22 protein-coding genes are annotated in these 23,307 nt (G+C 54.6%); 13 read left to right on the top strand and 9 right to left on the bottom strand.

All coding sequences use genetic code 11. From position 1 onward, the window contains the following. The first annotated feature begins 55 nt into the window (after positions 1-55). The 6 genes from MKY58_RS21280 to odhB all read left to right on the top strand — a co-directional run bounded on the left by MKY58_RS21280 (position 56) and on the right by odhB (position 7,563). Entirely contained in the window at positions 56-316 is a 261-nt protein-coding gene (locus tag MKY58_RS21280; RefSeq protein ID WP_339321988.1) for a hypothetical protein, read from the top strand. Positions 317-394: 78 nt separating this feature from the next. Next, entirely contained in the window at positions 395-1,378 is a 984-nt protein-coding gene (locus tag MKY58_RS21275) for a family 43 glycosylhydrolase (RefSeq protein ID WP_339321987.1), read from the top strand. Between the two features lie 185 nt (positions 1,379-1,563). Next, positions 1,564-2,106, top strand: a complete 543-nt coding sequence (locus MKY58_RS21270; protein ID WP_339321986.1) for an AAA family ATPase — start codon at positions 1,564-1,566, stop codon at positions 2,104-2,106. Positions 2,107-2,192: 86 nt separating this feature from the next. After that, entirely contained in the window at positions 2,193-3,074 is an 882-nt protein-coding gene (locus MKY58_RS21265) for a DUF72 domain-containing protein (protein WP_339321985.1), read from the top strand. A gap of 349 nt (positions 3,075-3,423) precedes the next feature. After that, complete coding sequence (locus tag MKY58_RS21260) at positions 3,424-6,300, top strand: 2-oxoglutarate dehydrogenase E1 component (RefSeq protein ID WP_339321984.1); 2,877 nt, start codon at positions 3,424-3,426, stop codon at positions 6,298-6,300. Between the two features lie 6 nt (positions 6,301-6,306). Beyond that, a complete protein-coding gene (gene odhB / locus MKY58_RS21255) occupies positions 6,307-7,563 on the top strand; it encodes a 2-oxoglutarate dehydrogenase complex dihydrolipoyllysine-residue succinyltransferase (protein ID WP_339321983.1) in 1,257 nt (418 codons plus the stop codon). A gap of 208 nt (positions 7,564-7,771) precedes the next feature. Here odhB and MKY58_RS21250 read toward each other — a convergent pair whose 3' ends face one another. Then, positions 7,772-8,821, bottom strand: coding sequence for an LCP family protein (locus MKY58_RS21250; RefSeq protein WP_339321982.1), 1,050 nt, complete (start codon positions 8,819-8,821; stop codon positions 7,772-7,774). Between the two features lie 236 nt (positions 8,822-9,057). Then, a complete protein-coding gene (locus MKY58_RS21245; RefSeq protein WP_197069936.1) occupies positions 9,058-9,213 on the bottom strand; it encodes a hypothetical protein in 156 nt (51 codons plus the stop codon). A 128-nt stretch (positions 9,214-9,341) separates the two neighbouring features. On the opposite strand from MKY58_RS21245, the gene MKY58_RS21240 reads away from it, so the two are divergent. The 5 genes from MKY58_RS21240 (at position 9,342) to MKY58_RS21220 (ending at position 14,863) form a co-directional block, all read left to right on the top strand. Continuing rightward, positions 9,342-9,962, top strand: a complete 621-nt coding sequence (locus MKY58_RS21240; RefSeq protein ID WP_339321981.1) for an NUDIX hydrolase — start codon at positions 9,342-9,344, stop codon at positions 9,960-9,962. 168 nt (positions 9,963-10,130) lie between these two features. Further along, the gene (locus MKY58_RS21235; RefSeq protein ID WP_339321980.1) at positions 10,131-10,427 is read left to right on the top strand and encodes a DUF6509 family protein; all 297 of its coding nucleotides are present in this window, start codon (positions 10,131-10,133) and stop codon (positions 10,425-10,427) included. Continuing rightward, positions 10,424-10,960 (top strand): hypothetical protein, encoded by a 537-nt coding sequence (locus MKY58_RS21230; protein WP_339321979.1) that lies wholly within the window; start codon positions 10,424-10,426, stop codon positions 10,958-10,960. The genes MKY58_RS21235 and MKY58_RS21230 overlap by 4 nt, the downstream gene beginning before the upstream one ends. Before the next feature lie 240 nt (positions 10,961-11,200). After that, positions 11,201-13,063 (top strand): DNA helicase RecQ, encoded by a 1,863-nt coding sequence (gene recQ / locus MKY58_RS21225; protein WP_339321978.1) that lies wholly within the window; start codon positions 11,201-11,203, stop codon positions 13,061-13,063. A gap of 18 nt (positions 13,064-13,081) precedes the next feature. After that, complete coding sequence (locus MKY58_RS21220) at positions 13,082-14,863, top strand: DUF4080 domain-containing protein (RefSeq protein ID WP_339321977.1); 1,782 nt, start codon at positions 13,082-13,084, stop codon at positions 14,861-14,863. Between the two features lie 77 nt (positions 14,864-14,940). Here the strand turns inward: MKY58_RS21220 and MKY58_RS21215 are convergent, their stop codons facing one another. The 4 genes from MKY58_RS21215 to MKY58_RS21200 all read right to left on the bottom strand — a co-directional run bounded on the left by MKY58_RS21215 (position 14,941) and on the right by MKY58_RS21200 (position 18,627). After that, a complete protein-coding gene (locus MKY58_RS21215; RefSeq protein WP_339321976.1) occupies positions 14,941-15,900 on the bottom strand; it encodes an alpha/beta hydrolase in 960 nt (319 codons plus the stop codon). 89 nt (positions 15,901-15,989) lie between these two features. After that, the gene (locus MKY58_RS21210; protein ID WP_339321975.1) at positions 15,990-16,961 is read right to left on the bottom strand and encodes a type I phosphomannose isomerase catalytic subunit; all 972 of its coding nucleotides are present in this window, start codon (positions 16,959-16,961) and stop codon (positions 15,990-15,992) included. A gap of 127 nt (positions 16,962-17,088) precedes the next feature. Continuing rightward, entirely contained in the window at positions 17,089-17,673 is a 585-nt protein-coding gene (locus MKY58_RS21205; RefSeq protein WP_339321974.1) for a class I SAM-dependent methyltransferase, read from the bottom strand. Continuing rightward, positions 17,674-18,627, bottom strand: coding sequence for a TIGR01212 family radical SAM protein (locus tag MKY58_RS21200; protein WP_339321973.1), 954 nt, complete (start codon positions 18,625-18,627; stop codon positions 17,674-17,676). A gap of 266 nt (positions 18,628-18,893) precedes the next feature. Here MKY58_RS21200 and MKY58_RS21195 point away from each other — a divergent pair, with 266 nt between their 5' ends. Both MKY58_RS21195 and trmB read left to right on the top strand, forming a co-directional pair. Then, a complete protein-coding gene (locus tag MKY58_RS21195) occupies positions 18,894-19,082 on the top strand; it encodes a hypothetical protein (protein WP_036708437.1) in 189 nt (62 codons plus the stop codon). Positions 19,083-19,289: 207 nt separating this feature from the next. Next, complete coding sequence (trmB, locus tag MKY58_RS21190; protein WP_339321972.1) at positions 19,290-20,039, top strand: tRNA (guanosine(46)-N7)-methyltransferase TrmB; 750 nt, start codon at positions 19,290-19,292, stop codon at positions 20,037-20,039. Between the two features lie 153 nt (positions 20,040-20,192). Here the strand turns inward: trmB and MKY58_RS21185 are convergent, their stop codons facing one another. From MKY58_RS21185 to MKY58_RS21175, 3 genes are all read right to left on the bottom strand, one after another. Then, complete coding sequence (locus MKY58_RS21185) at positions 20,193-21,326, bottom strand: glycosyltransferase (RefSeq protein ID WP_339321971.1); 1,134 nt, start codon at positions 21,324-21,326, stop codon at positions 20,193-20,195. 51 nt (positions 21,327-21,377) lie between these two features. Next, positions 21,378-21,905 (bottom strand): phosphatase PAP2 family protein, encoded by a 528-nt coding sequence (locus tag MKY58_RS21180; RefSeq protein WP_036708445.1) that lies wholly within the window; start codon positions 21,903-21,905, stop codon positions 21,378-21,380. A gap of 198 nt (positions 21,906-22,103) precedes the next feature. Beyond that, complete coding sequence (locus tag MKY58_RS21175) at positions 22,104-22,880, bottom strand: LytTR family DNA-binding domain-containing protein (RefSeq protein WP_339321970.1); 777 nt, start codon at positions 22,878-22,880, stop codon at positions 22,104-22,106. Positions 22,881-23,307 lie beyond the last annotated feature (427 nt).

Here is a 23,307-nt window from a genome sequence, read left to right as displayed (position 1 = left end):
TAGCGCGCCATAAACCCCAATGCCGACAGGCGGGGAAAAAGGAGGCTGAGCCGTCATGGAGCGTCAGGAAGGCTGCAAGGGATGCAGCGCGAGCGTCCAGGTTTCGCCGGAAAAGCTGGAGCGGCTCGTCGAGATTGCGACGCGCGGCAGAGAAACGGCTTCCGAGGAGGTATACCGGCAGCGGATCGCCCAGTGCGAACGCTGCCCGGGGCTTCAATATGGCACGACATGCCAATATTGCGGGTGCCTCGTTGCCGTAAAAGCCCGGCTGCTGGATTCCGCTTGTCCGTACCCTTTTGCTCCGAAATGGGGCTAGAGGGGGCAAAGCAAGCGCAGAAAAAGGACCGGTCCCCGGTCCGAAAAATCGGTAATACGTTATAAAGGAGAACCTGATATGGAGAGAAACCGAACATACAACAACCCGATCGTTTTGCAGCGTGCCGATCCTTGGGTGTATAAGCATAGCGACGATTACTACTATTTTACGGCCTCCGTTCCGGAATACGACCGCATCGAAGTCCGCAGATCCAAAACGCTGCAGGGGCTGGCGGAAGCCGAGCCGATCGTGGCTTGGCGCAAATACGAAACCGGCCCGCTCAGCGCGAACATCTGGGCGCCGGAGATTCATTATATCGACGGAAAATGGTACATCTATTTTGCCGCCGCCCGGACCACCGAAACGAAGGAGGGGCTGTTCGACCACCGGATGTACGTTTTGGAGAACGGGTCGGAGAATCCGCTTGAAGGCGAGTGGGTCGAAAAAGGGCAAGTCCGTACCCAGTGGGAATCCTTCGCGCTGGATGCCACCACGTTCGAACACCGCGGGGTGCGCTATTACGTCTGGGCCCAAAAGGATCCGGAAATCGAAGGCAATTCGAATCTGTACATTTCGGAAATGAGCAATCCATGGACGCTGAAGGGCAAGCAGGTCATGATTTCGACGCCGGAGTATCCGTGGGAAGTGATCGGCTTTAAGGTGAACGAGGGAGCCGCCGTGCTGAAACGCAACGGACGCATCTACATCAGCTACTCTGCCAGCGCCACCGACCATAACTACTGCATGGGGCTGCTGTATGCCGACGAATCGGCGGATCTGCTGGACCCGGCTTCCTGGGTGAAGTCGCCGGAACCCGTGTTCCAAACGTCGGAAGCGACCGGGCAATACGGGCCGGGGCACAACAGCTTCACCGTCTCCGAGGACGGGGAGGACGTCATCGTCTACCATGCCCGCAATTACAAAGAAATTACGGGAGATCCGCTGTACGATCCGAACCGGCATACGAGAGCCCAGGTATTTACCTGGAACGAGGACGGAACGCCGAATTTCGGCATTCCGGTGCCGGACGGCGCCGAACGCGAAGACGAGGTCAAAGCTTAATAGCAACGAAATTGCGAGGGTCCGCTGCGATGGCAGCGGGCTCTTTTTGCTCATTTTGGAAAGCCCCGAATTGCGGGTTTATTTTTGCGTTAGCTTTCGAATAAACGCTCCTAAACCCGGCGGGCCTTTTGTATACTAGCAGTAGAAAGACTAAATTACGTTTTTTCAAGAGAGGAGCCGAAGCGATGGAAACCAGCCGGAAGGCCATCATTTTGATCACGGGGATCATGGCCAGCGGAAAATCGACCGTCGCCCAGCTGTTGGCCGAACGATTGGACAGATCGGTGCACCTGCGCGGGGACGTGTTCCGAAAAATGATCGTAAACGATCGCAGGGAGGTGCGGCCGGATGCCGGCCAAACGGAGCTTGAGCAGCTTTCGCTGCGCTACCGGCTGACGGCGCAGGCCGCCGATGCCTATTTTGCCGCGGGATTCAACGTGGTCGTGCAGGACGTGGTGATCGGCAGGATGCTTCAGGATTTTGTCTCTTATGTACATAGCCGCCCTTTTTACGTCGTCGTGTTAAACCCCGATCCTTCCGTCGTGGCGCAAAGGGAAGCCGGACGGGCCAAAAAAGGCTACGGGGACTGGACGGTGGAAGAGCTGCATGGAGTGCTGCTCGGCGAAACCCCGCGGATCGGCATGTGGCTTGATTCTTCGTCGATGACGGCCGAACAGACGGCCGATGAAATCTTGAAATCCGTGTGGGAGCAAGGAGTTATTTCGTAGACAAAAGCGGAAAGCCCGTTTTTTGGGTATAACGTTATTGGAAGGAAATAGTTGGTCATACTAAGTCATGATGGAGTCGATTGCCATTGAAACATGCAGACATAAGCGACAAACAGGTCCAAATCGGCCTTGCGGGCTGGGGAGACCATGACGGCATTTACCCGCCCGGAACGAAAACGGTAGACAAGCTCAAGGAGTACGGCCGCCGTTTTCCGATCGTGGAGCTCGACAGCTCTTTTTACGCGATTCCAACGCCGGAAAGAATGCAGAAATGGAGCGAACAGACGCCGGATTCCTTTGGATTTATCGTCAAAGCCTATCAGGGGATGACGGGACATACCCGCGGCAAAATCCCGTTCCCGGACGCCAGATCGATGTTTGAGGCGTTCCGGGAATCCGCGGAAGCGCTTCAAGCCGAGGGCAAGCTGAGGGCCGTGCTGTTCCAGTATCCGCCCTGGTTCGATTGCGACCGCAAAAACGTGGAAGTGCTGCGCAGAACCCGGCAGTGGATGGACGGGCTGCCGCTTGCGCTGGAGTTCCGCCATCAGAGCTGGTTTGCCGGGGAGATGCGGGAGAAGACGCTCGCCTTTATGCGCGAGGAAGGATGGATTCATTCGGTGTGCGACGAACCTCAGGCGGGGGAGGGCTCCATCCCGACGGTCCTTGCGCCGACGCGGGAGGACTTCACGCTCGTCCGCCTGCACGGGAGGAACGCTGCAGGATGGCAATCCGGCGGCCAGCCGAACTGGAGAGAGGTTCGATACTTGTACCGCTATGACGAGCGGGAGCTTTCGGAATGGAAGGCGAATATTATGACGCTGCTCGAATCGACGCAGGCGTGCTGGATCGTGTTCAACAACAACTCCGGCGGAGACGCGGCGGACAACGCGATGCAGCTGATGCGTTTATTCGGCTTGGACGTGCCCGCGCTGCCGCCGGATCAGCTTTCGCTTTTTGACGAGGCGTAGAGAACCGATCGTCCCGTACCCGGGCCCGTCAACGTCGCCCATTTTTCCATGGGCGTCATGCATCGATGCCGGATTTGCATGGGTGCTGTCAATGTTGCCATATCGTTTGACGGGCAAACGGGCGTTTTTGTCCCGATTGATCTGTTTTTTAGATCATAACTATATTAAATGGTTATTTCAGGTATGGAGAGGATTTGTTTATAATAGAAATTGAGCCGCTTACATTTTGCTGAAACGGCTTACAAGAATCATTTTTTCAGATTTCCGTCCAACGTATAGATTGAATGATTCGAACGATTCTCATTCTATATGACTATTAAAAAATCAAGGCGGAGGTATTACTTTAGCGATGATAACCAATAAGAGCGACACACAAACGCAGGGTGCCTGGGAATCTTACTACGGCCCCAATCTGGGTTATGTTCAGGAGCAGTACGAACGTTACGTCAACGATCCCGAATCGGTAGACGAAACGTACCGCAAAGTGTTTGAAACATGGGGCGCGCCTCCGATGGCATCGGCACAGCCGGCGCCTGTAAGCGCAGTATCTGCCAGCGCGCCGTTTGACCCGAGCATGCTGAAAAAGGGCGTGGATGCCGGCAAGCTGGTATGGAACATCCGGGCATACGGCCACTTGGCGGCCGACATCGATCCGCTCGGCATCATTCCGAAGCCGGATACGCGCGTGCTTGAACCTGAACAATACGGTCTCAGCCAGTCCGATCTCGCGGCTTTTCCCGCATCCCTGATCTGGGACGGGGCGCCGGAGAACGTCAAAACGGGCTGGGAAGCAATCCAGAAACTGCGTCAAACATATACAGGAACGATTGCGTTCGAATTCAGCCACGTGCATGAAACCGAAGAACGCATATGGCTGAACCGTCACGTCGAAAGCGGCCACTTCCCGGCGCCGCTGAGCGAAACGGAGAAAGTGAATCTGCTGGAACGACTGATCGAAGTCGAGCAATTCGAAGAATTTTTGCACCGCACTTTCGTCGGGCAGAAACGTTTCTCGATCGAAGGGAACGACGTGCTGGTTCCGATGCTCGACGAGCTGGTGAAGAGCATGGCCGACGACGGAGCGGAGCATATCCTGATGGGGATGGCCCACCGCGGCCGCTTGAACGTGTTGGCGCACGTGCTCGGCAAGCCTTACGAAAAGATATTTTCCGAATTCCATCACTCGCCGAACAAAAAGCTGTTCCCTTCCGAAGGATCGATGGGCATCAACTTCGGATGGACCGGCGACGTCAAGTACCACCTGGGAGCCAAGCGCGTCCTGAAGGACGGCAGCGTCGTGCAAACCCGCATCACGCTTGCGAACAACCCGAGCCACCTGGAGTTCGTCAATCCGGTCGTCGAAGGTTTCGCGCGCGCGGCTCAAGAGGACCGTTCGAAGCCGGGTTACCCGCAGCAGGACGTCAACAAGGCGGCAACGGTGCTCATTCACGGGGATTCGGCTTTCCCTGGCGAAGGTATCGTGGCGGAAACGCTCAACTTCAACAAGCTTCCGGGCTTCCAGAACGGCGGCACCATCCATATCATTGCGAACAACAACATCGGATTTACGACGGAAAGCCGGGATTCGCGTTCGACCCATTATGCCAGCGACCTGGCCAAAGGGTACGAAATTCCGATCGTCCACGTTAACGCGGATGATCCGGAAGCATGCATCGCAGCGATCCGCCTGGCATGCGAATACCGCAACAAATTCAAGAAGGATTTCCTGATCGACCTGGTGGGCTACCGTCGTTACGGCCACAACGAAACGGACGATCCGGATACGACGCAGCCGCTCATTTACGATAAAGTGAAAAGCCATCCGCGCGTCGCCTCCATCTATGCGGGCTTGCTCGAGAAACAGGGTCTGGTCAGCAAGGAGCACAACAGCCGCTTGATCCAAGGCGTGCAGAACCGCATGAAGGAAGCGTACGACAAAATCAAGGACCAGGAGCAGGAGCCGGCGACTTCGCATCAGCAGACGCCTGCGGAGGATCGCATCAAAGCGATCAAAACCGGAGTGCCGCTGAAAAAGCTGCGCGAGATCAACGCCGACCTGCTGAAGCGGCCTGAAGGCTTCAACGTATATCCGAAGCTGCAGCGCATTTTGGAACGCCGCGAAACGGCGCTGAACGACGGGGAAAAGGTGGACTGGAGCTTGGCCGAAACGCTGGCGTTCGCCAGCATCATCGCCGACGGCAAGCCGATCCGCATTACGGGACAGGACGCCGAACGCGCAACGTTTGCGCACCGGAATCTCGTGCTTCACGACGTGAAAAACGGATCGACCTACTGCCCGCTGCATGAGCTGCCGCAGGCGAAAGCATCCTTTGCGATTCATAACAGCCCGCTGTCCGAAGCCTCCGTGCTCGGATTCGAATACGGCTATAACGTATATTCCCCGGAAACGCTGGTGATCTGGGAAGCGCAATTCGGCGATTTCGCCAACTGCGCGCAGGTCATTACGGACCAGTTCATTTCGGCCGGACGTTCGAAGTGGGGGCAAAAATCGAGCCTGGTCATGCTTCTGCCTCACGGCTACGAAGGACAGGGGCCTGAGCACTCCAGCGCCCGCCTGGAACGTTTCCTTCAGCTTGGCGGAGAAGAGAACTTTACCGTCGTCAATCTGACGAGCGCGGCTCAATATTTCCACCTGCTCCGCCGTCAGGCGGCCTTGACCGAAAGCGAAGACGCGCGTCCGCTGATCGTGATGTCGCCGAAGAGCCTCATCCGCAACAGCCGCGTCGCCTCCAGCGGCAAGGAACTGAGCGAAGGGCAGTTCAAACGCGTGCTTGAGCAGGAGGGACTGGGCAAACATCCGGAACGCGTCGAGCGCCTCATTCTCTGCAGCGGCAAAATCGCCGTCGAACTCGAGGAAGCGCTCAGCAAGGAAGAGGGACCGCATGATTGGCTGCATATCGTGCGCGTGGAGCAGCTGTATCCGTTCCCTGAACAAGAAATCCGCGATATTTTCGCAAGATATACGAATGCCAAAGAAATTTTGTGGGTACAGGAAGAACCGGAAAACATGGGAGCATGGCGTTACATCGAACCTCATCTCCGCAAGCTGGCGCCTCAAGGCACGCCTGTAAATTACAACGGCCGTCCTGAACGTTCGAGCACGGCCAGCGGCTTCCAGCAGGTACACAGCTTTGAGCAGCAGCAGATCGTATCTACAGCTTTGAACCAAAAATCTATCAAGCATAACATCGCATTGGGGAGGTAGCAGGCCGTGAGCGAAATTACAGTACCGGCAATGGGTGAATCGATTACCGAGGGAACAATTTATAAGTGGCATGTTCAGGAAGGGGACGCCGTCAATCAGGGGGATGTGCTCCTTGAGCTGGAAACCGACAAGGTTAACCTGGAAATCAGCGCGGAGGAGTCCGGCGTCGTCGAAAAGATTTTGAGAAAAGACGGCGAAACCGTCCAAATCGGCGAAGTGATCGGAAGATTGGCGGCAGGCGGCGAAGCTGCCGCCGCAGCTTCCGCCGCGCCGGCCAAGGAAGAGCCGAAAGCGGAAGAAAAAGCCGCTCCGGCTGCTCCGGCGGCGCCAAGCGTACCGGCCGAGCCTGCGAAGGAAGGGGAAACGTACCTTGCGGCTTCCCCGGCGGCGCGTAAACTGGCCCGCGAGCAAGGCATCGATCTGGAACAGGTGAACCGCGATCCGAAAGGGCGCATCTACCAGGAGAACGTGAGAAACCACGCGGAAGCTCCGGCTCCTCGTCCGGCAGCCGCAGCGCCTGCAGCGCAAACGGCAGCGCCGGCCGTAACCGGCCAGCCCGGAAAACCTGCCGAACGTCAGCGCATGTCCCGCCGCCGGGCAACGATCGCCAAACGTCTGGTGGAAGCACAGCACACGGCCGCTATGCTGACTACCTTCAACGAAGTGGATATGACCGCGATTATGGACATCCGCAAACGCCGCAAGGATGCGTTCAAGGATAAACACGACATCGGACTCGGATTTATGTCCTTCTTCACGAAGGCGGTCGTCGGCGCGCTGAAGCAGTTCCCGCTGCTCAATGCCGAAATCGACGGCGAAGACATCATCGTGAAAAAATATTACGATATCGGCATCGCCGTCGCGGCGAAGGAAGGTCTCGTCGTACCGGTCGTCCGTGAAGCGGACCGCCTCAGCTTCGCCGATATCGAGAAGGAAATCGCTTCGCTCGCTTCCAAAGCGCGCAGCAACACGCTGGCATTGTCCGAACTTCAAGGCGGAACGTTCACGATTACGAACGGCGGCACATTCGGTTCGCTGATGTCCACGCCAATCCTGAACGCGCCGCAGGTAGGCATCCTCGGCATGCACAAAATCCAACTCCGTCCGGTTGCGATCGACGCGGAACGTTCGGAGAACCGTCCGATGATGTACATCGCGCTTTCCTACGATCATCGCATCGTAGACGGCAGCGACGCTGTCCGCTTCCTGGTAACGGTGAAGGAACTGTTGGAGGATCCGGAATCGCTGCTGCTCGAAGGTTAATGATATTCATAACACTTACTAGGAACTTAAAGCCGCCCGAAGGTTGCGACCGGGGCGGCTTTTTTGCGAGGGTGGGGCAAAGCGAATACCTTAACGGAAACCTCTGAGATGGCGTCAGGCATCGAAAAGCGCTGAAGCCCGCCATAGCAAAGGCCCGCTCGTTCTTCCGGAGACCGGAAGGACAAGCGGGCCTTTTTGACGTATGATGTTATGAGTTCCCGCTCGCTTTCGCTTTGTCATCATCCGAAGCAGGCTCGATCAGTTGATCGGCGGGCGTATTCGGATCATGCCAATTGGCGATCAGCTTGCGAATATATTCGATGTCTTTTTCGTCCGGATCGTAATACCAAAGGGAGTCGCGCATGGCTCCTTCGCCTTTGAGCATGTAATTGCTGATGGCCGGCATGCTGCCCCCTTCATAGAAGGTTTTGGCAAGATCGATCATAAAGGTGGACGTCATATTCGTTTTGAAATTGCTTCCCGCGACTTTCATCAAATCCGGCAGTTTCGTAATATTTTTGATTTCAAGCGCTCTTGCCAGAATCGCGTCGATCAGCACGCGATGCCTCATCGTCCGGTTAAAGTCGGAGTCTTCGCGGTAGCGGGCGTAGCTGAGCGCGTCCTTGCCGTCGTAAATCGGTTTGTTCGGTTCGATCCGGAGCTTTTCGTGGTATTTCTGTTTGTTTTCGATCACTTTGGTGATCGGGAGACGTACGCCCCCGAGCTTGTCGACGACGTCTTTCAGGCCTTGAAAATTAATGGTGGCGTAAAAATCGACGTTGCTTCCCAGCAGGTTTTCCACCGTATCGACGCTGCGTTTGATCCCGCCGCGGGCATACGCCGCGTTGATTTTGCTTTTTTTGTTTTCCTCGGCAATTTCGGTGTAGGTGTCCCGCGGGATCGAGATGAGGAGGACTTTGCCGTCCTTCGGACGCACGACGGAAAAGATGATCGTATCGGAACGTCCCGGTTCGTTTTTGCGTTCATCCGTGCCAAGGAGCAAAATCGAAAACGGGTTTTGCACCTTTTCCGGTTTTACCTCCTCGTCGATTTTTTCATAGGATTGGTCAAGCGTCTCGGCAACGGTATCTTTCATCAGCGTATCAAAAGCGAGCAGCGCGACTTGTTTCCTGAAGATATATCCGGCTCCTGCCACGAGCAGCAGGCAGATCAGCGTAACGAGCAGCCACGTTTTTCCTTTTCGCTTCTTTTTCCTTTTCCTGGGGCGGGTAAGCCGCGTCGGCTCTTGATTTTCCATCGGTCACTCCTGTTTTGATTTACAAAATTTTCTTCCGCTTTCCATCATTTTATAGTATTCTCTTAACCAAAATCAACCGAGGGTTCGCGATCGTTCGTCACCAGCGGCGTTTTTTCGTTTTTTGACAGCAAAAAAGACGGCCGTTGAAGGAGCCGCCGATCGGAAAGCGAATGTTATTTTCAACAAAAAAATAATATCCGCTAGTATTGGAATTGAGTTATAGCGAAGCCGCTATTCTATGAATTTAGGGCAAAATGTTTGTGTTGAAGACGCTCCAGCTTGCGGATGATTTCTTTCTGCCATCTGGCGTCGTCCAGCTGTTTGGCAAGATTCAGCAAATCCAAATAATCGTCAATACGCAGTTCGGCGCATTGGGCCGATGGGTTTACCATGCTCGTCGACTCCTTACCGTTGGTGTTGATTGCGATTCTTACATCATTGTATCACACTTCATTCGGGTAGTGATAATCTTTCTCAATGAAAAAATGAATTTTTTAATGCGAAGGAGCGTGTGCGTAGTATGGAGAAACCACTCAAATGGCTTGATTGGGCCAAGCAAATTCAGGGCATTGCCCAGACGGGCTTGGCCTACGCCAAGGACGTATACGACAGGGAACGGTACGAGCAGCTGCGGGCGCTCAGCCTGGAGATCATGGCGGAATATACGGAAGTGGAAACCGGCAAGCTGGCGGAATTGTTTGCGGGCGAACACGGCTATGCCACCCCGAAGGTGGATATCCGGGGCGTCGTCATTCGAAATGGCGAAATTTTGCTGGTTCGGGAAAAGGAAGACGGGGAGTGGTCGCTGCCGGGCGGATGGGCCGACCTGCTGCTGTCCCCGACCGAAATTGCGGTCAAAGAGGTGCGTGAAGAATCGGGTTACGAGGTGAAGGCGCTGCGCCTGCTGGCCGTGATGGACAACCAGAAACATAATCCGCCCGCTCCCTATCATGTCTATAAAATGTTTATTCAATGCGAGATTACGGGGGGCCGGGCGCAGGAAGGCGTGGAGACGAGCGGCGTAAGGTTTTTTGGCAGGGAGGAGCTTCCCAAGCTATCGCGCAGCCGCAATACGGAAGCGCAGATCCGCCTGATGTTTGAACTGCTGGAACATCCGGAGCGCATCCCGGTGATCGATTAGAAGGGATAGCAGCGCCTTCACCGTCAAGGGAGTCCTGACTTTTCTAAGCGGTACGAAAATGCGGCTGCGGGAAAAGGTTGTATGTTCCATGAGCATGTCTGTTAGAATAAGAAGGAACGCAACAAGCGGCGGCAACGAGCTGAATTCAAGCTGAGAAAGGATGACATCATGCTGACGATTACCGAATATGAGGTGGAGCATATTAAAGACCCGTTCCGCATTTTGGCGGGCAAACGTTACGAATACAAGCTGGATCTCGAGGTTCCGGAGGACGACGAGCTTTACTCCGAAAACGGGCTGTACGTCCGGGCCATATATAACGAGCTGGAAGAGGGCGGAAATCTCGTCAAGTACGACTTGTACGAAAAATCGACGGACCGCTACCTCGACTTCGATCTGGAAGAGGACGAGGTTCGGATGATCGAGGCGTTTTGCCGCGAGCATCTGGGGGATGCGGAAGCATGAGACGTACGCCCGTGACGGTCCCTTACGGCTATGAACCTCCCGCAGAGCAAAACAAGGGGACGCTGATTTTTTACGACGCCTTTGAGGACATCACCGCCCAAGGACTGCTTAAAGCGGAGAAAACGGCGGAAGAACGCGCGTTTTCGCGGTTGGTGCTGTATCCGCTGCATGAAGAAACGGCCAAACGCATGTTGAAAGCGGCCGTCAGTGCTTATTACAAACGCGAGCGGCAGCTGGAGAGCTGGAAGGAAGAACATCGTTCCTCCGCCGTGATCGAGGGATTTGAAGCCAAGCGGAAAAAATATACCCCCATGGACACGGCTTTGCGCCATTTGACGGAGAAATACCCGGCGCCGCATTTTTTGTACCTGACGCCGGACATGGCAAACCTGTTTGCGTCCTACGCTTCTTTTAAAGACTGGATCGTCCGGCTGCGGCTCATTTTGTCGGAGCGCCCGGAGCGGGTACACCCGCTGCTTGAAGAATACCAAAACCGCTGGGATGTATCGGGAGAACCCAAGGCAGGGGAATAAGCTATTCATGGTATGTAGACAAAGCCGGCATTCGTGCCGGTTTTTTAAATGCAAAGGATGTTTGTTGCACCGGGCTCCGAAAAATACGAGAACGGGCTGAAATCGAGGCCCTGATACCGGGTTGTCTTACTTTTTTTTGTTGCGGACGCGCCGCCTTCGGATGGTTGCTCATTCCCGTAAAGCCCGGTAAACTTAATAGTAACGGTTTTGAACTAGATTTCGTTAGGAGTTTTTAAATATATGAGTGTGGAAACGATGACGATGGAGAGGGCGCAGCAGCTGCTGCAAACCTATTACGGGTACCCGGATTTCCGGGAGGGCCAGAAAAAGATCGTCCTCAGTCTGCTGGAAGGAAACGATACGCTGGGCATTATGCCGACGGGCGGGGGCAAATCGATCTGTTACCAGATTCCGGCGCTGATGCTGCCGGGGCTGACGCTGGTCGTTTCGCCGCTGATTTCGCTGATGAAGGACCAGGTGGATGCTTTAACGGCGATGGGCATTCCGGCTGCGTACATCAACAGCACGCTGAGCGGCAAGGAAGTCAACGAGCGGATCCGCGCCGCCAAACGCGGCGATTTGAAGATGCTGTACGTGGCGCCGGAGCGGCTCGAGGTCGAATGGTTCCGCGACGAGATGAACCAGCTTTCCATCTCCTGCGTCGCGGTGGACGAGGCGCATTGCGTGTCCCAATGGGGGCATGATTTCCGGACGAGCTATCTGGCGGTGGCGCCGTTCGTCGAGAGCCTTCGCGACCGGCCGATCGTCGCCGCCTTTACGGCCACGGCCACGCCGGAGGTCACGGACGATATGGTCCGGCTGCTCCGTTTGGAAGAGCCCGAAGTGTTCGTCACGGGGCTTAGCCGCGATAATTTGGCGATGTCGGTGTTGCGCGGGGAAAACAAACGCGATTTTGTCATGAAATATGCCGAGGTTCATTCGCATCAGCCGGGAATCATTTATGCCGCCACCCGCAAAGACGTAGACGATTTGTACGAACGTTTGCGCAGCAACGGGCTGGCCGCGGGGAGATACCATGCCGGCATGAGCGACGAGGAGCGGGCGGCAAGCCAGGAGGCTTTCCTGTACGATGATATCCGGGTCATGGTCGCGACCAACGCGTTCGGGATGGGGATCGACAAATCGAACGTACGGTACGTCATCCATTACAACATGCCGAAAAACATGGAGGCTTACATCCAGGAAGCGGGCCGCGCGGGCCGCGACGGCGAACCGAGCCAGTGCATTTTGCTGTTCGGCGCCCAGGACATCATCACGCAAAAGTTTCTGATCGAGCAAAATCCGCAGGACCCGGAGCGTAAAGCCAACGATTACCGCAAACTGCAGCAGATGGTCGATTACTGCTATACGACACGCTGCCTGCGCAGCGCCATGCTCGATTATTTCGGGGAAAAGCATGAGGACAAGCCCTGCGGGATCTGCAGTTCCTGCACGGACGAACGCGAGCTGGTCGACATGACGATCGATGCGCAAAAAATATTTTCCTGCATCCACCGCATGCGTGAACGGTTCGGCGTATCCATGGTGGCGGCCGTTTTGAAGGGCTCCCGCAACAAGAAGGTGCTTCAATACCGGTTCGATGAGCTGTCGACCTACGGCGCGATGTCGGACCGGACGGAAAAGGAAATTTCGGAGATCATCAACGTCATGGCCTCGGAAGGATACTTATCCCTCTCGGAGGGACAATATCCGGTCTTGAAGCTTCAGCCGCTGGCTGCGGAGGTGCTGAAAGGGCAGCGGAAGGTGATGCAGCGCCTGCCGGCCAAGGCGGCTTCCGGAGACGGTGCGGGCGGGCGCTCCGGCAGTTCGCGTAGAGACTATTCGCCGTCGGCCGTCAACGAGACGGTGTTCGAACAGCTGCGCCTGATCCGGCGCGAGCTTGCGGAGCGGGAGCGCGTGCCTTCCTATATCATCTTTAACGATGCGACGCTTCGCGAGATGAGCGTGGTATGCCCGCAGACCGAACAAGCCATGCTGAAAGTAAAAGGCGTGGGCGAAGTGAAATACCGCAAATACGGCAAGCCGTTCCTGGATTTTTTCCGGGAGATGGGCGACGACCGTTACGACGGCGATTATGAATAATAGAAGGAATGTGAACCCATGAAAGTCATTTTATCGACCTTAAACGCCAAGTTCATCCACACCTCGCTGGCGATCCGCCTCCTGAAGGCCTACAGCGAGCATGCGTTTGATATTGAGCTGGCGGAATATACGATCAAAGATCCGGTGATGAACATCGTCTCCGATTTGTTCCAGCGGCGCCCCGACGTGATCGGTTTTTCCTGTTACATCTGGAACATCGAAGAGACGCTCCGGGTGATCGACATCGTCAAAAAGGTCATGCCCGAAGTCAAAATCGTCCTCGGCGGTCCTGAAGTCTCTTATGACACGGGGTATTGGATGGAGCGCGCGAAAGGCGTCGATTTTATCGTCATGGGCGAAGGCGAGGAGACGTTCCATCATCTGCTGCAGGTGATCGAAGGCGACCGGAAATACCATTTTGTGTACGGCATCGCCTACCGGAAAGGGGAAGAGGTAATCATCAATCCGCCCCGCCCGAAAAGCGATTTGAATTCGCTGCCGTCCCCGCACCGTTTTCAGGAGGACATTCCGAACCTCGGCAAACGGATCGTTTATTTCGAAACAAGCCGGGGCTGCCCGTTCCAATGCCAGTTTTGCCTGTCAAGCATCGAAAACGGGGTGCGTTATTACGACATTGAGCGGGTCAAAGCGGATATTACGTATTTGATCGACAAGGGCGCCAAAGTGATCAAGTTTTTGGACCGGACCTTCAACATCAACCACAGCTATGCGATGGAAATGTTCAAGTTCCTGATCGAAAATAACCGCGGCTGCATTTTCCAGTTCGAAATTACGGCCGATATCATGCGCCCCGAGGTGCTGCAATTTTTGGCGGACAACGCGCCGCCCGGCATCTTCCGCTTCGAGATCGGGGTGCAGTCCACCAACGACCCGACCAACGTGCTGGTAAAACGCCGGCAAAATTTCGAGAAGCTGTCCCGGACCGTCAATATCATCAAAAACAGCGGCCGGATCGCGCAGCATCTCGATTTGATCGCAGGCCTGCCGGAGGAAGATTACGATACGTTCCGAAAAACGTTCAACGACGTGTTTGCGCTCAGGCCGGAAGAGCTGCAGCTCGGCTTCCTGAAAATGCTGCGCGGGACCGGCCTCCGGCACGACGCCGAAAAATACGAATATACTTACATGGATCAGGCGCCTTACGAAATTCTCGGCAGCCACAAGCTTCCGTTCGAAGACATCGTGCGGCTGAAAAGGCTCGAGGACGTGCTCGAGAAGTATTGGAACGCGCACCGGATGGATCATACGCTGAACTATTTAATGAAGCATGAATTCGACTCGCCGTTCGATTTCTTTCAGGAATTCGGCGATTATTGGGAAGGGCAGGGATGGCAAAAAATCGGCCACCAGCTGGAGGATCTGTTCATGCGCCTGTCCGCTTTTCTCGCGCACCGGGGCATCCGGCGGATGGACGTGGCGCTGGGCCTGATGAAGCTGGATTATTTCCTGAACCACAAATACAAGCCGCGCAAAATTTGGTGGAGCGAGCCGATCGATAAACAGGAGTGGAGCACGCTGATGCGGCGGGTGCTTGACCATCCCGAAAACGTATCCGGCAGCTTCGCGGGGCTTGGAATCGGCGAAAGGGAGCTGCAAAAGCATGCCGTTCTGGAGGTGCTTCCTTTCAGGCTGGAAGACGTGCTCGCGGGAGGTACGGGCGAAACGCCGGAAGGAACGCCGCTGCGGCAGCTTCTGATGGTGCTGTACCAGCAGGACGACAGCGAGCAGCCGGTCTATTACACGATGGAGCTGGAACCGGCCGGCTCGGCGCAAAGCTGATTCCTTAACGAATAAAAAACGCTCTCGGCCATAAAGTCGAACTTTATGGAGCCGAGAGCGTTTTTGCGTGGAAAGGATTAGGATTCCTCTTCGGACCTCGTTTGCGAAGAAGACGGGGTATGGCGGTCGAGCCAGTCGATGACGTCCGCGGTAACCTCGTCCCGGTTGACTTCGTTCAGCATTTCATGCCGTCCTTCCGGATAGAGCCGGCATTCCACGTCGGCCAGGCCCAGGTTGCGGTAAACCGCTTCGAGGCGGCGGACCCCCCGGCCGTTCAGGCCGACCGGATCTTTTTCCCCGCTGAACAGGTAGACGGGCTTATGCTTCGGAATGCCTTGATACCCTTCCGGTTGCTGGATTTCCTGGAGCAAGCCGAAAAAATCCCGGAAAAATCTTGTCGTGCAAATCGCCCCGCAGTAGGGGTCTTCGATGTAACGGTCGACTTCGGCCGGGTCGCGCGACAACCAATCGAACCGGGTGCGGTTAGGGGCAAAGGCCTTATTGAATCCGCCGAATACGATGGCGTTCATCATCAGGCTGCGATGCGAATCGCCCTGCAGCGCCCGCTGCAGGGCGGCCAGCGTTTTGCCTGCGCGAAGCATGCCGCGCGGACCGTTGGTGCCGGATAAAATGAAACCGTCGTACCCGTCCGATTGCGTCATGATGACCTTTTGCACGAGAAAGGATCCCATGCTGTGCCCCATCAGGAACAAGGGGACGCGGGGATGCTGAGCTCGCGCCAGCCGGCCCAGCTGGACGATATCTTGAACCATGAGTTGAAATCCGTTTTCTCCGACGTCTCCCAACCGCTCGAGCGAACCGGCGGTCAAGCCGTGTCCGCGCTGGTCATGGGCGTATACCGCATATCCTTTGCCGGTCAGCGCCGAAGCGAAGCGGCCGTAACGTTCGGCGGTTTCGCACATGCCGTGGGCGATCTGGACGATGCCAACGATTTCGGCCTCCGGATCGGGAAGCCACTGATAGACATGAAGCTTCGTTCCGTGCGGATCTGTCATCGCAAAGGTTTGCTCAAGCATGCGCCATCCCTCCTCGTTATCCATTAGGAACCCTCAGGCCGGCCGCGGGATCGGCTGCCGAGGTTCGAAAATATATAAAAGCGAACAGATTATTCCGGCAAATAAGAACGAAGCACGGTTGCGTCGCCTTCCAAAGTGTATGCGCCGAGGTTGGCCGGAAGAAGGAAACATTGGCCCGCCTTGATGTCCAGGGAACCGCCGTTCCAGCCCAGCTTGCCGCTGCCGTCGCATACGACCAGGATCGTAAAGCTTTCCGGCGTCGTGTTCAAATTCCAGGCGCCGTCCACGATGCCTTTTTCCACGATAAAATAAGGCGATTTGGCGATTTGCAGCCATTCTCCGGCACCCAGGCCGCCCGTTTTCATCGTCGTTGCGCCGGAGCCTTCGAACGCGGTAACGTTCAGGGAATCCTCGATATGAAGCTCGCGCGGTTTGCCGTCCAGGCCCGGACGGTCATAATCGTAAATGCGGTAGGTCGTATCGGAGTTTTGCTGAATCTCCGCCACGACGACGCCCGCGCAAAGGGCGTGAACCGTACCCGCTGGGATGTAGAACGTATCGCCGGCTTCGACGGATACTTCGCGCAGCGTATCCATGACGGTTCCGTTTTCCAGCGCCGCTTTCATGCTTTCGCGGGTGACGCCTTCCTTCAGGCCGTAAATGATTTTGGCTCCGGGTTTGGCGTCGAGGACGTACCACATTTCCGTTTTGCCGAGCTCGCCTTTCGGCAGGCCTTCATAGTCGTCCGTCGGGTGAACCTGCACGGACAGGTTGTCGTTGCAGTCGAGGAGCTTGATCAAGAGCGGAAAACGCCCGTTTTTCTCGGAAAAGCCTTTGCTGCCGAACCATTCCTTGCCGAGCTCTTCGCGGATTTGATCGAGTCCTTTTCCGGCCAGTTCGCCGTTGACGACGGTCGTGGTGCCGTTCGGATGATCGGCGATCATCCAGCCTTCGCCGATATGCCCTTCCGGAGGGGTGAGGCCGAAACGTTCAAGGGCGCGGCCGCCCCATACGCGTTCTTTGAATTCGGGTTGGAACAATAATGGATAAGGTTGTGTCATAGCTGCATCTTCCTTTCAAGTCATTAATCTGAACATGAATCGTTGAATCAAACCGCTTGCATTCGGATTCGTTAGATCCGAGATCTATATGTTTCAGGCGCACATGCTTGGATGTGTCACCCGCGGTTTACCGTTTTTTTTCGATCGCGACGACGTACGGCGCGTCGTTTCGCTGAAGCTGCCTGTACATCACCGTCTGGCACGTATCCTGGGGCAGGCTTGAGGCCCAGGCCGTCACCGCTTCCGCTTCGGCCGCCCCGCCGGCATGGCCGGGATACAGCACGGCCGTAATGATCCCTTTGGGGCGGAGCAGCGAAAGCGAGGCTTCCAGCGCTTCAAGCGTGCTTTCCGTTTTCGTTATGATATGTTTGTCGGCATCCGTCGCAGGCAGATAGCCCAAATTAAACATGACGGCGCCGACGCGGCCCCGGCACTCCGGGGGGATGTATGACGTCATCCGCGCGTGGCTTGCAAGAAACAGGGAAACGGAAGCCATGCCGCCGGCAGGCTCCCGGGACAGCCGTTCCTCGGCAAGGCGAAGCGCCTGCTCCTGAATATCGAAGCCGTACACCCGGCCTTTAGGCCCTGCGGCCTTGGCGAGGAACGCCGTGTCGGCTCCCGTGCCGACCGTAGCGTCGACGGCGATGTCGCCGGGCGCCAGGCGTCCTTCGATTTGCTTATGCGCGAAGCTGAGTACGGATAAAAAACCCATTTACGCGTTCCTCCAATATTTCCCTTGCCATGTATCCCGCGCTTTCAGTTCGGCGTCGATGCCGTTGAGCACTTTCCATTTATTGAGGCTCCACATCGGTCCGATCAGCAGCTTGCGCGGCGCATCGCCCGTCAGGCGATGGACGATCATGTCCGGCGGCAGCATCTCGAGCGTGTCGACGACAAGCTTGATGTATTCGTCCTCCTCCAGAAAGCGGAGCAAGCCGGCTTCATGCTGGCGCACCATCGGCGTGCCTTTCATGAGATGGAGCAGGTGGATCTTGATCCCCTGCACGTCCATTTTGGCTACTTCGTACCCGGTCTCGAGCATCATTTCATGCGTTTCCTGCGGAAGTCCGTAAATGATGTGGGCACAGACCCGGATGCCATGCTTGCGGAGCTTGGCGACGGCATCCACGAAACATTTCGTATCATGGGCGCGGTTGATCAGCTCGGAGGTGGAATCGTGAACCGTTTGCAGCCCCATTTCGACCCAGAGGTAGGTCCGCCGGTTCAGCTCGGCCAAATATTCGACGACATCGTCCGGCAAGCAATCGGGCCTTGTCGCGATCGACAAGCCGACGACGCCGGGCTGCTGCAGGATCGTTTCGTAATATTCCCTCAGCACCTCTAACGGCGCATAGGTATTCGTGTAAGCCTGAAAATATCCGATGTACTTCGCGTTCGGCCATTTCAGGTGCTGTTTGTCCCGGATTTCATTGAATTGGGTGACGAGGTCGTCACGGCGTTTGCCGGCGAAGTCTCCCGATCCGCGCGCGCTGCAGAACGTGCAGCCGCCCCTGGCGATCGTGCCGTCGCGGTTCGGGCAGGTGAAGCCGGCATCGAGCATGACCTTGAACACCTTTTCGTCGAACTCGCGGCGCATTTCGTAATTCCAGGTATGGAATCTTTTATCTCCCCAAAGAAGCGGAGGGCTTGCTGCTTTCGAATGCATGTGAAGGTGCTCCTTTTTGGCGTATCAGCAAAGGTTAAACCGTGATGGCTTACTGCTTGCTCTATTGTAGCAAAAAAAATCGGGGAAGGGTATGAGAGGGCGAAACCGAGTCATTTTTATCGGCGGCCGAGCATATGATTTATTGAAAAAACTTACATGAAATGTTATATTAAAAGTGAGAGTCGGAGCGCTCCCGTTTTCGTAACACCGGCACCGATTCATAAAAGAAACGAATCTCGGCAACCATAATCCGTGAGGTGATCATGATGAGTTATTTAACCGCAGAAGCTTCAGGAAAAGGTAAAATTGCTGTGGAATTGACTCCGGAGGAGGCGCTTGCGTTGACAGGCGTCAAATTTAACGGAAATCCGGAGGTGAAAGCGGAGGCGCATCGAAAAATTCGCAAAGCCTTCGAAAAGACATTTGATTTTCAGTATCAAGATAGGTTAGACTAACAACAAAGAATTCGTTGGACCCCAATTCCAAATAGATTTGGAAAAGGAATTCTGCGCCCCTTGGCATCGATGCCGGGCGGCCGGAATTCTTTTTCTTTTTTTCCGGGGATGCTCTTTACATTTGACTGTATCTTCGGCACAATATTGCAAGTAAGCTGTCCGCGAATACCTGCGCGGATATTAAAGCGATGAAAGTGGAGGTATGAAATGCGTTTACGCGGCAGAAAAGGAATCCGGGAGAATTTGGAGGCCCAGGCCGGCTTCGTTATTCTTGATCCCCGGTCCCATAAAGGAAAATGGCATACGTTATTCGGCAACGACCGTCCTATTTACGTGGAGCTCGGCATGGGCAAAGGCCAGTTTATCAGCCAGATGAGCTTCCGTGATCCGGACATTAATTTTATAGGCATCGATATGTATGACGAACTGATCCGCCGGGCGAGCGAAAAGGCCCGTTTGGCCTGGTCCGAGCGGAATGTCGAAACGCCTCCGAATTTGCGGCTCGCGCTTGCGAACGTGGAATTTTTGGAGGAGGTGTTCGAAGAAGGGGAAATCGAGCGGATTTTTTTGAATTTCAGCGATCCTTGGCCTAAAGCAAGACATGCCCGTCGCCGTTTGACACATCCCCGTTTTTTGGAGAAATACCGCCGCTTGCTGAACGAAAACGGAGAAATTCATCTTAAGACCGACTCGCAGACGCTGTTCGAGTTTTCGTTGAACGCTTTTGCCGATTTCGGCCTGCAAATGAAGAACATTTCGCTAAACCTTCACCGCGAAGGTCCCAACGAACAGCATGTCATGACCGAATACGAAACGAAATTCCACGGGCAAGGCGTGAATATCCACCGCTGCGAGGCCATCGTCGGGGAAAAAGCGCTGCAGCGTTACCAGGAACACCGGCTCGATAATTACCGCCTGCAGGACACGCCCCAAGCGAACAAAAGCGGGCAGGAGTAACGCGGGAACTTAGAGCTGCGATGCAGCCCGGTCTTTTATAAGGAAAATAAGCAGGACAAAAATAATCCCTGCGAACGTGCGCCGGCCGGTTTGGCCGCGGGGCCCGTTTGCGGGGATTTTTTGTACGCGCAAAAAAAAACGGCGCCTTCCTTCTCAGGAGGACACCGTTTTCGAATCCAGCATTTCGATGATGCTATGCGCGCTTTCCATCGGGCGGTACCGGGCAATGCTTTGCAGCTGCTCCTCCCGCCGCCGCCGGATGCCGTCCAAATCGCCGACGAGCTTGTCCATCCATTTTACGATGACGTCCAGCGACGAAATCGGCTCGCCCAGCCCCTGCGCGGTGAAATAATGGCAGTTTTCTTCCTCCTGCCCGGGAAGGGGATGGTGGAACAGCATCGGGATGCCTTTCGCCAAACCTTCCGTGCAGGTCATCCCGCCCGGTTTCGTGACGAGGAGGTCCGACACTTCCATCAGCTTGTCCACTTCGAGCGTAAACCCGATCAAATGGATGTTGGGATGATTGTATTTGGGGTCCTGCTCCAACTTTTTCAGCTCTTTTTCGTTATTGCCGAGGCAGAACAGAATCTGGACCTTGTCCTTCCAGCGGGTCAAAAAATCGTTGATGACCTCGTCGTTCATGATGCCCCAGCCCCCGCCCATCACCATGACCGTAGGCATGTCCTTCAGCCCGAAGCGTTCGCGGATTTCTTCCTTCCCGGGATGCTCCCAGAAGCTGGGATGGACGGGGATGCCGGTGACCTTGATTCTGGAAGGGGGAACCCCTTGGTGGATCATTCTGGCCCGCACCTCCTGGGTGGAAACCAAATAACGGTCGACCTGCGGGGTGATCCATGTGCCGTGCGCGTCATAGTCCGTGATGACGGTACACAGCAATATTTGCTCTCCGAGCCGCTTCAGGCGCGAGATGACGGCGCTCGGGATCGGATGCGTGCAGACGACGATGTCCGGACGCAGCTGGTGGACGACGTTTTTCGTATGCGTGTAAAAAATGCGGTGCAGCGCAAGCGTCGTGAAACGGTTCAATGATTTGTTGTATTGATGGCGGTACATCATGCCGACCAGCTTGGGCTGCGAAAGCACGGTTTTTTTATATGCGGTGATGATCAAAGGCGCAACCTTCGGGTTCAAAAAACTTCCAAGTTCAAGGACTCTCGTCTGAACGTTCGGTGAGAGTTTGCGTAGACTGCTTGAGAGTGCGTACGCAGCTCGAGTATGTCCAGCACCGAAGCCTTCAGATAATAACAATACCCTTTTTTTGCTCACTCTCAATTCACCTGTTCCTGCATGTTTTGGTCTAATTACACCTTATCCGCTTTAGGGCCATAATGCAACCGTCCCCGCGGCAACGGCCGTGCCGATGGTCGCGCCTGCGAGGCAATCGGAGGGGTAGTGCAGGCCTAAATACATCCGGGATACGGCTACGGACAAAGCGACCGGTACCAGCACCCAAGCCAAAACGGGGCATGCGGCCACAAAAGGCGTAACCAGCGAGAAAACGGCGGTCGTATGGCCCGACGGAAAAGAGTGGTCCGTCAGCGGATTGCGAAACGTGTTCGTCCCCGGCAGCGTCAAATACGGCCGTTGCCTGGGCCATGTTTTTTTCGACACGGCTACGGGAATATGGCTTAATGCGAGCGCCACGCCGGCCTGCAGTCCGTATGTGCTCCACGGTTTGGGCGCTAAAAGCCACATGGACAGGGAAAACAAGATTGTAAACCAAGCGCCGCCAATATGGGTAATATAATAAAGCCAGCGATTTACCATGCTCCGGTGCAAGCTGCTGTTCACCTTTGTAAATAACTGTTGGTCCAAACGTTTTAATTTCTGAATAAGACGGATCATGGGATACCTCCGGGCGTAGTTTAGCCATAGTGGGCGCTGGTTTGATATTTTTTTCATGAATTTATCATATTTTGAATCCGTCGGCTTTTCAAGAACGATCGCGAAAAGGGGTCATTTTCGGAACAATTATTCCTGAAAATGACCCCTGAAACGTATATGGGGAGTATGCGGTTGGATCCGAGGGGAGGCCCGGCCCGTTTAACGAAAAGTTTGGATTGCCGAAGACTTAAGGAGGTTTTTGGCAACGGTGAAGTGCGGGAAGAAGCCTTTCGACAGCGGAATCGTCAGCTCGCCATCCAGGGTGATGTCGTAATGGTTCCATTCGTTCGGGGAAATCGCTTGGATATATTTAATGTTGACCAGAAAGCTTTTATGGCACTGAAAGAGACATGGCGTCGATTGGTTGGCGATGTCTTTTAAATTGGACGTGCTTTCGATCTTCTCGTTGTTGGACAAGGTCACCTGAATCACGTTTTTACCCGTTTTCTCCACGCATTTGATGAGATTTTCGACCAGGATCAGCTTTTTGTTGTCATGCTTGAGCGTAATGTAGTTCAGGCGGTCTTCGTTTTCGGCAATTGCGGCCAATTTGCTTTCCAGAAGGCGGCTGGACGCCAACTTAATCGATGACAACAACGTATTATAGCCGGAAAAATGAAGCCGAAGCGGCTTTTCGTTGGCATAAGAAATGATTTTTTTCATGAATTCCCCGCAATCCTCATCGCCGCACAGGCAAAGAATTTCGATGTTGTTTTCCTGTTCGCACAGTTTCGCAAACAAAATCCGCAGATGGCATAACGTGGACTTGGATAATTCCCATATGAAGATAAAACCGTCGTTTTTACGGGCGAAATCCAGAAACTCCTTGGGATTCTTCAGGTTGTATACCCTATTGTTTTTGAGGTGAGCTGACAATTTGATTTTCAATGAATAGTTCGATGAATAGACGGCTACATCCGGAAAATAGGGCAGCAAATGATTAACCTCCTAATCGTAGTCGTGATCGCAAGGGAGCGAAAAGAATATTTTCGCCTGAATTACCTATAATTGGAATCTATTAATTATTATACTAATTAATGATGAATAAATCAAAAATAGGAATATAAAGGGAAAATTCGACATTGAACCACATGAATTGATGAGTTTCGTCAGACGATGTACAACATATCCTCAGATATTAGTGTTTTACCCAAAAACTGTTAACTAGAGCCGGAAAATTATTTATCATGAATCATGTAGCTACGTTCCTATTGCCTGGCCGGCAAAAAACAAAGGAGGTTTCATAATATGGTATGTAAATACAGTTGCCCAAGCGGAATGTCCGGCGGCACCCCAGTGCCTGGTGACGACAGCGGTTGCGTATCCAGCACCGATTGCGTCAGAACACGTTATATTTACCAGT

The organism is Paenibacillus sp. FSL W8-0194 (assembly GCF_037969745.1).
GTDB lineage: Bacteria > Bacillota > Bacilli > Paenibacillales > Paenibacillaceae > Paenibacillus_AQ > Paenibacillus_AQ cookii.
The sequence above is the reverse complement of the archived record's forward strand: the minus strand, read 5'-3'. Positions and strand labels throughout refer to the sequence as shown.